The organism is Lipingzhangella halophila, assembly GCF_014203805.1.
Classification (GTDB): Bacteria; Actinomycetota; Actinomycetes; order Streptosporangiales; family Streptosporangiaceae; genus Lipingzhangella; species Lipingzhangella halophila.
Genome location: NZ_JACHJT010000001.1, coordinates 4,554,537 through 4,566,842 on the forward strand (window position 1 = coordinate 4,554,537; position 12,306 = coordinate 4,566,842).

Consider the following 12,306-nt stretch of genomic DNA (forward strand, 5'->3'; position numbering starts at 1 on the left):
TCAGGCGCCGGACAACAGCTCGCGCGCCCGCTCCACGTCGTTCTGCATCGCCTCGATCAGCTCCGCCACACTGTCGAAACGCACCATGGGGCGAATGTTGGACGCGAACTCCACGCCGAGCGACTCCCCGTAGAGATCCAGGTCATCGCGGTCCAGTGCGTAGGCTTCGACGCTGCGCGCGCTTCCCTCGAACGTGGGGTTGGTCCCCACCGAGACCGCCGCTGGCCACGAGGACTCCTCACCAGCACGCGGCTCGACACGCAGCAACCATCCCGCATACACCCCATCAGCCGGAATCGCCGTGTCAGGCGCGCACTCAAGGTTGGCAGTGGGGAACCCCAGCAGCTCCCGTCCCCGAGCCGCGCCGTGGACGACCCGGCCCTCGACGCGGTGCGGGCGGCCGAGGCAGTGCCGTGCCTGCTCAACCTGCCAGTTTTCGAGGAGCCTTCGGATCAGTGTGGAAGTGATGGTCTCGGTGCCCGGATCAGAGACCAGCCGCACGCCGTCGGCGGCGAAATCGTATTTCTCCCCCAGCGTCTGCAGCACACCGATGTCGCCCGCAGCCTTGTGGCCGAACCGGAAGTTCTCCCCCACGACCACAGCGGCCGCGCGAAGCCGGTCCACCAGGACACGCCGAACGAACTCCTCAGCGGACAACGCCGCCAGCTCCGGAGTGAACGGAAGCACGCACACCGCGTCGGCCCCGTGCTCCGCCAGCAAGTGCGCCTTGCGCGCCTGCGGTGTGAGGACCGCGGGATGCGGCAGCCCGCGGACCACGGAATCGGGGTGCGGGTCGAAGGTCACGGCCACCACTGGCAAGCCCAGCTCACGGGCACGCTCGCTGGCGCGGCTCAGGATGCTCTGGTGGCCGCGGTGCACACCGTCGAAGACCCCTATGGTCACCACGGACCGGCCCCAGTCGTCTGGAATATCCGCCAGTCCCCGCCAGCTCCGCACGTCGAACAGCTCCCCTCGAACGGATCCCGGACGGGCCAATGCTTCCCGGCCCCCAGGGTGCCACCTCCGCCGAACCGGCTCGCTCCCGGCCACGGCGCTCAGGCCGCTTCGAACACCACGATCGGCTTCCGGTAACCGGGAGCCTGCTCCGCGAGCGCCACAACGGTGCCGTCCGGTGCGTACAGACCGACGGGCCCCGCCCCCAGGTCATCGGGCGAGATCCGGTTGCCGTGCGTGACCTTGCGGGCCTCGTCGGCGCTGAGGACGCGGGCCGGGAACGCTGCGGCCACCGCCTCCGCGAGCGGAACCAGAGTGAACTCCTCCGCGAGCCGTTCGAGGGTGGCGGACTGCCCCAGGTCGTAGGGACCGACACGGGTCCGGCGCAGCGCCGTCAGATGCCCCCCGGTGCCCAGCGCGGCGCCCAGGTCACGCGCGAGCGCCCGGACGTAGGTGCCGCTGGAGCAGGTGATCCTGGCGTCGAAATCGACGAACACGCCGTTGTCGGCGGTGACCCGCCGAAGCTCGTGCACCGTGAACTCCGAGATGGTGGCCCGCCGGGCCGCGAGCTCCACCTCCGTGCCGGCCCGAGCCGACTTGTACGCCCGCTTCCCGTCCACCTTGATCGCGCTGACCTGCGGCGGAACCTGGTCAATAGTACCGGTCAGCGCCTGGACACCGCGGTGAACCGCCTCGTCGGCCACCTCGGCGGCCCCGCTCTGCGCCACGGGCTCACCTTCGGCGTCGTCGGTGGTCGTGGTCGCGCCCAGCCGGATGGTGGCCTCGTAGACCTTCTCGGTGAGCGTGAGGTGACCGAGCAGCTTGGTGCCCTTACCAACACCGAGGACGAGCACCCCGGTGGCCATGGGGTCGAGGGTGCCGGCATGCCCGACCTTGCGCGTGCCCGCCAGGCGGCGGGTCCGCGCGACGACGTCGTGCGACGTCCAGTCCGCGGGTTTGTCGACAATGACGACACCGTTACCGGTCATGGGGTGGCGTTCCTAGCGTGGTTGGGCGGGACCGTGCTCGGCCGATGAGGGATAGCGCCAGCGAGCCAAACAGGCACTCCCTAACCGTCCTCCTCGTCGCGCTCGCGGGGCTGCCGGTAGGGGTCGGGCTCGCCTGCGGGCTGCGCCGTGGCGGCGCTCCGCGCCACCTCGGCGTCCAGGTCGCGGGCCTTGGCCAGCAGCTCTTCGATGTGCGCAGCGTTCTGCGGCACCTCGTCGCGCTCAAAGGTCAGGCTCGGCGTGTGCCGTAGCCCGGTCTGCCTGCCGACCTCGGTCCGGATGACGCCCTTGGCGCTCTCCAGCGCCGCGGCCGTTCCCGCCTTCTCGTCGTCGGTGCCGAACACCGTGTAGTAGACCGTGGCATCGCGCAGGTCGTTGGTGAGGCGCGCATCGGTCACGGTCACGAACCCCAGGCGCGGATCTTTGATCCGGAGCTCCAGCATCTGAGCCACGATCTTCTGGATCCGGTCCGCGAGCTTGCGCGCGCGTGCGGCGTCAACCATGGTCCTACTCTTCCTCTCGACCGAATAGCCGGTGCCGCGCCGAGAGCAGTTCGATCTCGGGGCGGCCGGCGACCAGGCGCTCGCAGTTGTCGAGCACCTGGGTGCAGTGTGCCGCTGTTGAGGCGACGACCGCGACACCGATCTCACACCGCCGGTAGAGATCCTGGTCGCCCGTCTCAGCGACGGACACCGCGAACTTGCGCTGCAGCTCGGCCACGATGGGCCGGACGACCGAACGCTTCTGCTTCAGAGACCGGACATCCCCGAGCAGTACATCGAGCGTCAAGGCACCAACGAACACGCACTCACCCCGGCTCCGCGTTACCTGAATGTACTGGCTACCCAGCGGTGCCGCGATCGAACGGCACGATACGACCAACCGGACCCCGGCCGGTAGGCCGGGGTCCGGAGGCGATGCTTACCGCGTGTCAGTCACGCGGCTTCTCGCGCATCTCGTACGTCTCGATCACATCGCCGACACGGAGGTCGTTGTACCCGAGCCCGATACCGCACTCGTAGCCGTCGCGGACCTCAGTAGCGTCGTCCTTGAACCGGCGCAGCGACTCGACGTTGAGGTTCTCCGAGATGACAACACCCTCGCGGATGAGCCGTGCCTTGGCGTTCCGCCGGATGATGCCGGTGCGCACGATCGAACCGGCGACGTTGCCGATCTTGGGCACCTTGAAGACCTCGCGGATCTCCGCGGAGCCGAGTTGGACCTCCTCGTAGATGGGCTTGAGGAGACCCTTGACCGCGGCCTCGACCTCGTCGATCGCCTGGTAGATCACCGAGTAGTAGCGGATGTCGACGCCCATGCGATCGGCGAGCTGGCTGTTCTTGCCCTCGGGCCGAACGTTGAAGCCCACGATGATCGCGTCGGCGGAGGCGGCGAGGTTGATGTCGTTCTGCGTGATCGCGCCGACACCGCGGCCGATGACGCGGATTCCGACCTCGTCGCCGCCGGCGTCGATCTTCTGCAGGGACTCCTCCAGCGCCTCGACGGAGCCGGACATGTCACCCTTGATGAGCAGGAGCAGCTCGTTGCGCTCCCCTTCCTCAAGGGTCCGCTGCCAGTTGTCCAGAGTGACCCGGCGGCTGGACTTCGCCTGCTGGGCGAACCGCTCGCGCGCCTCGCGCTGCTGGGCGATCTGGCGCGCCACCCGGTCGTCCTTGACGACCAGGAAGCTGTCGCCCGCGCTGGGCACGTTGGTCAGACCGAGTACCTGGACGGGCCGGGACGGCTCAGCCTCCTGCACGTTCTTGCCGTGCTCGTCGAGCATGGCGCGCACGCGGCCGTAGGCGTCGCCGCAGACGATCGAGTCGCCCACGCGGAGCAGACCGCGCTGCACCAGGACGGTCGCCATGGAGCCGCGGCCGCGGTCGAGGTAGGCCTCGATCGCCAGCCCCTGCGCGTCCATGTCGGGGTTCGCGCGCAGATCCAGAGCGGCGTCGGAGGTGAGGACCACGGCCTCCAGGAGGCCGTCGAGGTTCTCCCCCCTGAGCGCGGAGATCTCGACCACCTGGACGTCACCGCCGAGCGCCTCGGCGACCACGCCGTACTCGGTGAGCTGCGCCCGGACCCGCTGCGGGTCGGCACCCTCGACGTCGATCTTGTTGAGCGCCACCACGATCGGAACCTCGGCCGCCTTGGCGTGGTCGATGGCCTCCGCCGTCTGCGGCTTCACGCCGTCGTCGGCGGCGACCACCAGGACCGCGATGTCGGTTGCCTGCGCACCGCGGGCACGCATGGCGGTGAACGCCTCGTGGCCCGGGGTGTCGATAAAGGTGATCTTGCGGTCTTCCTCATCGACAACGGTGCCGACCTGGTAGGCGCCGATGTGCTGGGTGATGCCGCCGGCCTCGCCGCTGACCACGTTGCTGTTCCGGATGGAGTCCAGCAGCTTGGTCTTGCCGTGGTCGACGTGGCCCATGACGGTCACGACCGGCGGACGCGGACGCAGGTCCTGCTCGGAACCGGAGTCCTCGCCGAACTCGATCGAGAACGACTCCAGCAGCTCCCGGTCCTCGTCCTCGGGACTGACGACCTCGACCTTGTACTTGAGCTCGTCGCCGAGCAACTGCAACGTCTCGTCGGGCAGCGACTGGGTGGCGGTCGCCATCTCGCCCAGGTGCATCATCACCTGGACCAGCGAGGCCGGGTTGACGCCGATCTTGTCCCCGAAGTCGGACAGGGACGCGCCCCGCGACAACCGGATCGTCTGGTTGTTCCCGCTCGGGATCTTGACGCCGCCGAACGACGGCGCCTGCATGTCGTTGAACTCTTGACGCCGCTGCTTCTTCGACTTGCGCGCGCGGCCCGGACGGCCACCAGGACGTCCGAACGCACCCGCTGTACCGCCGCCGCGGCCTCGGCCGCCACTGCCGGGACGGCCACCGGGACCGCCGGGACGCGGAGCACCGCCGCCTCCGGCTCCGCCCGGACGCTGACCGGTACCAGCCGGAGCGCCGCGGCCGGCGCCAGCACCGGCGCCAGCGGGACGGCCACCGCCGCCACCGCGACCGCCTCCAGCGCCAGCACCGCCAGCTCCGCGGCCGCCACGCTCACCGCCACCACCGGTGGTCGGGCGCGAGGACGGCATGTTCATCGGGCTGGGGCGCGGACCGCCGGGACGCGGGCCGGCACTCGCCGGAGCGGGACGCGGTCCGCCACCGGCGGACTGGCCTCCCTGGCGCGGGCCACCGCCCTGGCGGGGTGCCTGCGGTCGGGGCGCCTGCGAACGCTGGCCGCCGCGCTCGCCGGTGCCACCACCGCGCTCGCCACCGCCGCGCTCGCCACCGCCGCGTTCGCCGCCGCGCTCACCGCCGCCGGAGCGTGTACCGCCCTGGCCATCCTGCCCGTCCTGGCCACTCTGCGGACCGGGCTTGGGCCCGGGACGCGGTGCCGGCTTGGAACCCATTCCGGTGGCTGTCGACGCGAACGGGTTGTTGCCCGGGCGCGGGCCGGTCGAGCGCGCGCCCTTTCCGCCGCCCTCGGAACGCCCCGGACCGCGCTCGCCGCCGGAACGCCCTCCACCGGACTTGGGACCCGACGGGCCGGGCTTCGGCGCGGCGGGACGAGGTCCCGGCTTGGGCGTCTCGCCCGTGGGAGTGTTGGGACGCGCCGGAGCCGGCTTCGGGCCGGGCTTGGGAGACGCGGGCGCGGACGCCTCGCCGTCCCCGGACTCGCCGCTGGCCGGCTTCTCCTCTACAGTCTCCGCGGCGGGCGCGGAAGTCTCCGCGGGAGGTGCGGGCTCGGCGCGGGGTTGCTTCTTCTGCTCTTCCGAGCGGGACTTGTGCTGCTCACCGCTCTTCTGCTCCGCCTTATCCGCCTTAGGCTGGGCGGAGCCGTTTCCATTGCCGCTGTTGAACGCTTCCTTGAGTCGGCGGACGACAGGCGCCTCGATCGTCGAGGACGCCGACCGCACAAATTCGCCCATTTCGTTGAGCTTGGCCAGAACGACCTTGCTCTCTACGCCGAACTCCTTAGCGAGTTCGTATACCCGGACCTTCGCCACTGCTCTCCTCTACCTCGGTCCGGGACATGGGGTCTGTGCCGGACCGTCGCTAACTTGACGTACTCATCGCTGCGTACTCATCGAGCGCTCATCGCAATCTCGACCCGCTTCCTCGTCGCTACACAACAATGGGTCAGGTCGCGTCGGACATGCCGACACAGCAAGACCCACCGACCACGGTTAGTACAACCGGATGGGCGGCGTGATCATTCCAACCCTATCTGGACCCACCACCGACACCAACGTGCGGGGCGGCGATGTGGGCGGCGACCTGGGAGGTGTCGAAGCCCTCCGCCGACCTGAAAGCCCGCTTCCAGACCTTGCGCCGCTCGGCCTGCTCCCAGCACCGATGGTTGGGGTGCAGGTAGGCGCCCCGGCCCGGCAGCCGCCGCGCGGGGTCCGGAACCACCATGACACCGTCGACGACCAGCCGCAACAGGTCGGACTGAGCTGCCCGCGACCGGCACCCTACGCACGTACGAACGGGGGACGGCCGTCCACCGGAATCCATTCTAACGCGCTGGCGCATCCGTCGGACCCGTAGCGTGATCGGTGCCGCCCTCCGGCGGCGCGCCGGTGAACGGGTTGATGGGCTCGTCGGCGGGGTCGGCATCCGAGCGGATGTCGATCCGCCATCCGGTGAGCCGGGCGGCCAGCCGCGCGTTCTGCCCTTCCTTGCCGATCGCCAGCGACTGCTGGTAATCGGGCACGATGACCCGCGCGACCTTGCCCGCGGCGTCGAGCACCTCGACGTCGCTGACCCGCGCGGGGGACAGCGCGTTGCCGACGAAGACGGCCGGATCATCGGAGTAGTCGACGATGTCGATCTTCTCGCCGTTCAGCTCCGCCATGACGTTGCGGACCCGGCTGCCCAGTGGACCGATGCACGCCCCCTTGGCGTTCACCCCGGCCTTGTTCGACCGGACCGCCATCTTGGTGCGGTGCCCGGCCTCGCGCGCGATCGCCGCGATCTCGACGGTGCCGTCGGCGATCTCCGGGACCTCCAGTTCGAACAGCTTGCGCACCAGGTTGGGATGGGTACGCGAGAGTGTCACGGACGGACCGCGGTGGCCCTTGCGCACCTGCACGACGTAGGCCCGGATCCGCTCCCCGTGGCCGTACATCTCGCCGGGCACCTGCTCCTGCGGCGGAAGGATGGCCTCGATCTTGCCCAGGTCCACGAGCACGTTCCGCGGGTCCTTGCCCTGCTGGATCAGGCCGGACACGATCTCCGACTCGCGCCCGGCGTACTCGCCCAGTGTCAGTTCGTCCTCGGCATCGCGCAGCCGCTGCAGGATGACCTGCTTCGCGGTGGACGTCGCGATGCGCCCGAAACCGGCGGGGGTGGCGTCGTACTCGCGCAACACGTTGCCCTCGTCGTCGGTCTCGGCTGCCCACACGACAACGTGTCCGGTGGAGCGGTTCAGCTCGACCCGCGCCGAGATCTGCGCCCCCTCTTGACGGTGATAGGCGATCAGCAAAGCGTCCTCGATCGCCTTCACGACCAGGTCAACGGAGATGTCCTTCTCGCGCTCCAAGCTGCGCAGGACACTCATATCGATATCCACCGGGGCTCCCCCTCTAGTCCGCCGCGCCCGAGTCGCCGTCGCGCCGAAATTCCACCTGGACCTTGCCACGCCCCAGGTCAGAGTACTTGTATGTGTGAACCTGACCGTCCGTTTCAAGGGTCACGCCGGACTCGTCAGCGTCCATCACCCGACCTCGCGTCTCACCGCCGGCGGCGAGCTGCACGAGCACCAGGCGCCCGCGCGACCGCCACCAGTGCCGGGGTTCGGTGAGCGGCCGATCCACGCCCGGCGACGTCACTTCGAGGACATAGGGGGATTTGCCCATGGCATCGGACGTGTCGAGCGTAGTGGAGATCCGTTGGCTCACCTCCCCGACAGAGTCCAGATCGACACCATCGTCGGAGTCCACCACGACACGTACCAGGCGGCGCTTGCCGGCCGGGGTGACCTCGAGGGCCTCCAGGTCCAGTCCGGCCTCGGCCAGCACCGGCCCGATCAGCTCGACGAGACGGGCATGACGAGCCTCCGCGCCCATCAGAGATCCTCCTCGGCGAATTCCGCCCGCGACTTGTCTTCGCTCGGCGGGGCGGTCCAGCTCTGCATATAGGACTTCCACGCGTCACCATGACGGCGACTTGATTTCAAGAGTATCCACATTCCACGGTTGCCCAGGCATCCTACGTCGCCTCGCGCGCCAGAACCGCCCAATTCCGCGACTCGCACCTAAGTCTGAATCGCCCCATCTCCGTGGAAAAATACTCTGGGACGCGTCCGCGATGCCGGTCTTGGTCGCCACAGGGCGGAGCATCCGGTTCCACCACGTTCGGGAGGCAGGATTGGCGCACGTGCGAGACGCCCTCAGCCGCCGTTCGGTCCTCACGGGCGCGCTCGCGGCACTCACCGTAGCGGGCACGAGCGGTTGCCAGGGATCCCGGTGGTACCCCAGTGAAATCAGCCCGGACGAGTACGTCCTGCGCTCCGTCATCGCCGGGAAGAAGCGGACGATCGCCCGCTATGAGGCTGCCCTGGAGAAGGGTGAGGGCCCCACGGACCTCTTGGAAGAACTGCTCGGCCGCCACCGGCAGCACATTGCGGCGCTGCGCGAGCGGCTGCCCGATCACGGTCCCGACGAGCCGTGGGCCCCGGAGAACTCGCCCTCACCCAGCGCCAGCGCACCGAGTGATCCCGACCCTCCGGCAGTCTCGGCGCTGCGCGTGGTCGAGCAGAGCGCGGCCGGAGAGCGCCCCCGGCAGCTTGCCAAGCTCACCGACCCCGGCCTGGCGCAGCTCATCGCCTCCGTCGGGGCCTGCGAGACCGCTCACGCCCATCTACTCAAGGAGGAAGCTTGAGCGCGGACAGCCCCGGCGAGAGTCCCGACGGCAGCCCATCCGAGGACGAACCCACCGACGCTGAGGCGCTGCAGAACGCACTGCGCGCCGAGCACGCCGCCGTGTACGGCTACGGGTTCATCGGGGCGCACTGCGCGGGCAAGGACCGCGAGCGGAGCTACACGTGCCTGGACGCGCATCGGACGAAGCGCGACACGCTCCGCAGCGAACTGGTGCGGCTCAGCGTAGACCCGGCGGCCTCGAAGAGCGCATACGCGCTGCCGGACGCCACCGACCAGGACACGCTCGACACGTTCGCCACGGAGCTGGAGGAACGCACCACGCACGGGTACCTGCGGCTCGCCGCCGCCAACGACGTCTCACTGCGCGACCTGGCCGCGCGCTCCCTGCAGGAAGCCACGGTCCGCGGCCTGACGTGGGGCGCCGAACTGGTCGACCTGCCGGGCTTCCCGGACGGGTCCGGCGGCTCCGCTCCCGAGGACGTAGCCGGAGACTGATCCGCCGCGCTTCCCGAGTCAGTCGCCCCGGACGATGCCGGCGACCCTGTCGACAACGGTGTCGAGCGCGATCTCCGCGCGCTCGCCGCTCGCGCGGTCGCGCAGCTCCAGTACGCCCTGGTCGAGACCCTTGCCGACGATCACGCTGGTGGGGATGCCGAGCAGCTCGGCGTCGGTGAACTTCACGCCGGGCGAGACGCCCTTCCGGTCGTCCACGAGCACCCGGACGCCCCTGGCCTCCAGTTCACCGGCGACGCGCAGCGCCACCTCGATCTGCTCGCCCTTGCCGGTCCCGATGACGTGCACATCGGCCGGCGCCACCGCACGCGGCCAGACTATGCCCTTGTCGTCGTGGGACTGCTCGACGATCGCGGCGACCACCCGCGAAACCCCGATCCCGTAGGACCCCATGGTGACGCGCTTGGGTTTGCCGTCGGGGCCGAGCGCGTCGAGCTGGAAGGCGTCGGTGTACTTGCGGCCGAGCTGGAAGACGTGGCCGATCTCGATACCGCGCGCGGTGTAGAGAGTTCCCGCGCCGTCGGGTGAGGGGTCGCCGTCGCGGACGTCGGCGACGTCGATCACGCCGTCGGGGACGAAGTCGCGCCCGCACACCAGGTCGACGATGTGGTGGTCGACCTGGTCAGCACCGGTGACCCAACGCGTTCCCTCGACGATCCGGGGGTCGGCCAGGAAGCGCAGTTTGTTCTGGAGCAGCGCGTTCGGCCCGACATACCCCTTGACCAGGAACGGGTTGGCCTCGAAGTCGGTCTCGTCGAGCATCGCCACCTCGGCCGGCTCCAGGGCCGCCTCCAGCCGCTTCGTGTCGACGTCGCGATCGCCGGGAACGCCGATGCCCAGGATCTCCCACTCGCCCTCGCCGGGCTGGCGGATCTTGACAAGGACGTTCTTCAGGGTGTCGGCCGCGGTGAACGTGCGGCCCAGCCCGGCACCGTTGAGGAAGTCGACCAGCGTCTCGATGGTCGGGGTGTCCGGCGTGTGGTGCGCCTTGGCCTCGGGCAGCCCTTCGATGGGCCGCGCGGTCGGCGCCGGGGTGCGGACCGCCTCGACGTTGGCGGCGTAGTCCGAACCCGTACTGCGCACGAACGTGTCCTCGCCCGTGGGTGTCTCGGCGAGGAACTCCTCCGAGGCGGATCCGCCCATGGCGCCCGAGGTGGCCGAGACGATCACGTAGCGCAGCCCGAGCCGGTCGAACATCCGGACATAGGCATCGCGGTGCAGCGTGTAGGAACGCTGCAGGCCCTCGTCATCGAGGTCGAAGGAGTAGGCGTCCTTCATGTGGAACTCGCGGCCGCGCAGGATGCCGGCCCGCGGGCGGGCTTCGTCGCGGAACTTCTCCTGGATCTGGTACAGAACCACCGGGAAGTCCTTGTAGGACGAGTACTCGCCCTTGACCAGCTGGGTGAACAGCTCCTCGTGGGTGGGCCCCAGGAGGTACTCGGCGTCCTTGCGGTCGGCCAGCCGGAACACGCTGTTGCCGTATTCGGTCCAGCGGCCGGTTGCCTCGTAGTACTCCCGCGGCACCAGCGCGGGCAGCAGCACCTCCTGCCCGCCGATCCGGCTCATCTCCTCGCGGATGACAGAGGAGACGTTCTCCAGCACCAGCTTGCCGAGGGGCAGCCACGAGTGGACACCGGGCGCGGCCCGGCGCACGTACCCGCCGCGGGCGAGCAGCTTATGGCTCGGCACCTCGGCGTCCGCCGGGTCCTCGCGCAAGGTGCGCAGGAACAGGGTCGACATCCGCAGTAGCACGGCCACTCCTCGATCGCGGGCGGGCGGACAACGGTGTATCCGGGTGTCCTCGGCACGAGGACAGTGCGCGGTGTACACCGGAGGGGAGTCCAGGCTAACGGTCCCGGCGACCGTTTTGGGGATCCGCGGCATGTTCAGCGGTGATCGCGGGCGCGCCCTACGCGCGAGCTCTCAGGAGAGCACTCTCAGGAGAGCACCGGGCGGCGCCATCTCCGAGAGGGCCGGCCGCGAACTGTCGAAGCTGCCGTTCGCCCAGGTAACGGCCTGTCGCGACAAACGTAGCGACAATCCGGGGAAACATTCCGAGAATTTCCACCATTGCGTACCAAATGCCCCGCCGCGTACCGTACTGGTTGGTGAGGACGCAACAGGGTGCCCAAGGTGCAACAGCGGCCTCGTCGCAGATATTAGGGGATCCCCTACCTCTAATTGCAGTGAGGAGTGTCTTCATGTCCGAATCCGGAACCCGCCATGACGACCTGAGCTTCGACGTCCAGGATCTTCCCACCGACGTGTTCGAACTGTCCGCAAAGGGCATCACTGTAGAATCCCTCACCACCGACACCGGCTTCTCCGAAAGCTGCCAGGGCCCTCCCGGTAGCCAGTGCTGCTCCTAACCCCGGCACTACTCGCTAACCGGCCCGGGCGGGGCTCCCCAGCCCGCCCGGGCTCCCGCCGAAGCCCTCCACGAGTCCGGATGAAGACCCTGGGAAGACGTAGCGGCCCACGGCCCGGGCGGGACCGGACAGCGCCAGGCAACGCGCCCTCCCCGGGCCGCGTCCGGCCATTCTTCCCCGACGCCTTTTCGGCCGGAGAGAAGCTCTGCCCCAGGGCGGGGCGAGCAGCGAAAATGTCGAGTTCTAGCTGTAGCGGACGAATACCGTGGTGAGTACCATGCCGGTTGGCGAAGCCGCGTTCGCCCACGGGTGCAAAGGGCTCACTTGCGTTCCAATTATGTGCGGAGTGTCTTCATGTCCGAATCCGGAACCCGTCATGACGACCTGAGCTTCGACGTCCAGGATCTTCCCACCGACGTGTTCGAACTGTCCGCAAAGGGCATGACCGTGGAATCCCTCACCACCGACACCGGCTTCTCCGAAAGCTGCCAGGGCCCTCCCGGTAGCCAGTGCTGCTCCTGACCCCGGCACTACTCGCTAACCGGCCCGGCCGAGGCACGACCCC

General features: G+C 69.2%; 13 protein-coding genes. 4 read left to right on the plus strand and 9 right to left on the minus strand.

Features of this window, described 5'->3' with window-relative positions:
* From F4561_RS20855 to rimP, 8 genes are all read right to left on the minus strand, one after another.
* Positions 1-957 carry a bifunctional riboflavin kinase/FAD synthetase gene (locus F4561_RS20855; protein WP_184581049.1) on the minus strand — a complete coding sequence of 319 codons (957 nt, stop codon included), beginning with the start codon at positions 955-957 and terminating at the stop codon, positions 1-3.
* Positions 958-1,055: 98 nt separating this feature from the next.
* Positions 1,056-1,943, minus strand: coding sequence for a tRNA pseudouridine(55) synthase TruB (gene truB / locus F4561_RS20860; RefSeq protein WP_184581050.1), 888 nt, complete (start codon positions 1,941-1,943; stop codon positions 1,056-1,058).
* Between the two features lie 80 nt (positions 1,944-2,023).
* On the minus strand, positions 2,024-2,464 hold the full coding sequence (gene rbfA / locus F4561_RS20865; protein ID WP_184581051.1) for a 30S ribosome-binding factor RbfA: 441 nt from the start codon (positions 2,462-2,464) through the stop codon (positions 2,024-2,026).
* A 4-nt stretch (positions 2,465-2,468) separates the two neighbouring features.
* Positions 2,469-2,765, minus strand: a complete 297-nt coding sequence (locus tag F4561_RS20870; RefSeq protein WP_184581052.1) for a DUF503 domain-containing protein — start codon at positions 2,763-2,765, stop codon at positions 2,469-2,471.
* A 127-nt stretch (positions 2,766-2,892) separates the two neighbouring features.
* Positions 2,893-5,979, minus strand: a complete 3,087-nt coding sequence (gene infB, locus F4561_RS20875; protein WP_184581053.1) for a translation initiation factor IF-2 — start codon at positions 5,977-5,979, stop codon at positions 2,893-2,895.
* Between the two features lie 217 nt (positions 5,980-6,196).
* Positions 6,197-6,508, minus strand: coding sequence for a YlxR family protein (locus F4561_RS20880; RefSeq protein WP_312885410.1), 312 nt, complete (start codon positions 6,506-6,508; stop codon positions 6,197-6,199).
* Positions 6,492-7,535 carry a transcription termination factor NusA gene (nusA, locus tag F4561_RS20885; protein ID WP_221446168.1) on the minus strand — a complete coding sequence of 348 codons (1,044 nt, stop codon included), beginning with the start codon at positions 7,533-7,535 and terminating at the stop codon, positions 6,492-6,494. Before nusA ends, F4561_RS20880 begins: the two co-directional genes overlap by 17 nt.
* Before the next feature lie 25 nt (positions 7,536-7,560).
* Positions 7,561-8,043 carry a ribosome maturation factor RimP gene (gene rimP / locus F4561_RS20890; protein ID WP_184581056.1) on the minus strand — a complete coding sequence of 161 codons (483 nt, stop codon included), beginning with the start codon at positions 8,041-8,043 and terminating at the stop codon, positions 7,561-7,563.
* Between the two features lie 310 nt (positions 8,044-8,353).
* Between rimP and F4561_RS20895 the strand changes: the two genes are divergently transcribed.
* Both F4561_RS20895 and F4561_RS20900 read left to right on the plus strand, forming a co-directional pair.
* Positions 8,354-8,857 (plus strand): ferritin family protein, encoded by a 504-nt coding sequence (locus F4561_RS20895; protein WP_184581057.1) that lies wholly within the window; start codon positions 8,354-8,356, stop codon positions 8,855-8,857.
* Positions 8,854-9,354 carry a ferritin-like domain-containing protein gene (locus tag F4561_RS20900; RefSeq protein ID WP_184581058.1) on the plus strand — a complete coding sequence of 167 codons (501 nt, stop codon included), beginning with the start codon at positions 8,854-8,856 and terminating at the stop codon, positions 9,352-9,354. The genes F4561_RS20895 and F4561_RS20900 overlap by 4 nt, the downstream gene beginning before the upstream one ends.
* A gap of 18 nt (positions 9,355-9,372) precedes the next feature.
* Here F4561_RS20900 and F4561_RS20905 read toward each other — a convergent pair whose 3' ends face one another.
* Positions 9,373-11,124, minus strand: coding sequence for a proline--tRNA ligase (locus F4561_RS20905; protein WP_184581059.1), 1,752 nt, complete (start codon positions 11,122-11,124; stop codon positions 9,373-9,375).
* Between the two features lie 449 nt (positions 11,125-11,573).
* Here F4561_RS20905 and F4561_RS20910 point away from each other — a divergent pair, with 449 nt between their 5' ends.
* Together F4561_RS20910 and F4561_RS20915 are read left to right on the plus strand one after the other, a co-directional pair.
* Complete coding sequence (locus F4561_RS20910) at positions 11,574-11,741, plus strand: thiomuracin/GE37468 family thiazolyl RiPP peptide (protein WP_184581060.1); 168 nt, start codon at positions 11,574-11,576, stop codon at positions 11,739-11,741.
* A 354-nt stretch (positions 11,742-12,095) separates the two neighbouring features.
* The gene (locus tag F4561_RS20915; protein ID WP_184581061.1) at positions 12,096-12,263 is read left to right on the plus strand and encodes a thiomuracin/GE37468 family thiazolyl RiPP peptide; all 168 of its coding nucleotides are present in this window, start codon (positions 12,096-12,098) and stop codon (positions 12,261-12,263) included.
* The last annotated feature ends 43 nt before the right edge of the window (positions 12,264-12,306 follow it).

Coding starts and splice junctions, on each gene's coding strand:
- truB (WP_184581050.1), bottom strand. CDS start 1,943: ATGACCGGTAACGGTGTCGTCATTGTCGACAAACCCGCGGACTGGACG.
- rbfA (WP_184581051.1), bottom strand. CDS start 2,464: ATGGTTGACGCCGCACGCGCGCGCAAGCTCGCGGACCGGATCCAGAAG.
- F4561_RS20880 (WP_312885410.1), bottom strand. CDS start 6,508: ATGCGCCAGCGCGTTAGAATGGATTCCGGTGGACGGCCGTCCCCCGTT.
- nusA (WP_221446168.1), bottom strand. CDS start 7,535: ATGAGTGTCCTGCGCAGCTTGGAGCGCGAGAAGGACATCTCCGTTGAC.
- rimP (WP_184581056.1), bottom strand. CDS start 8,043: ATGGGCGCGGAGGCTCGTCATGCCCGTCTCGTCGAGCTGATCGGGCCG.
- F4561_RS20910 (WP_184581060.1), top strand. CDS start 11,574: ATGTCCGAATCCGGAACCCGCCATGACGACCTGAGCTTCGACGTCCAG.
- F4561_RS20915 (WP_184581061.1), top strand. CDS start 12,096: ATGTCCGAATCCGGAACCCGTCATGACGACCTGAGCTTCGACGTCCAG.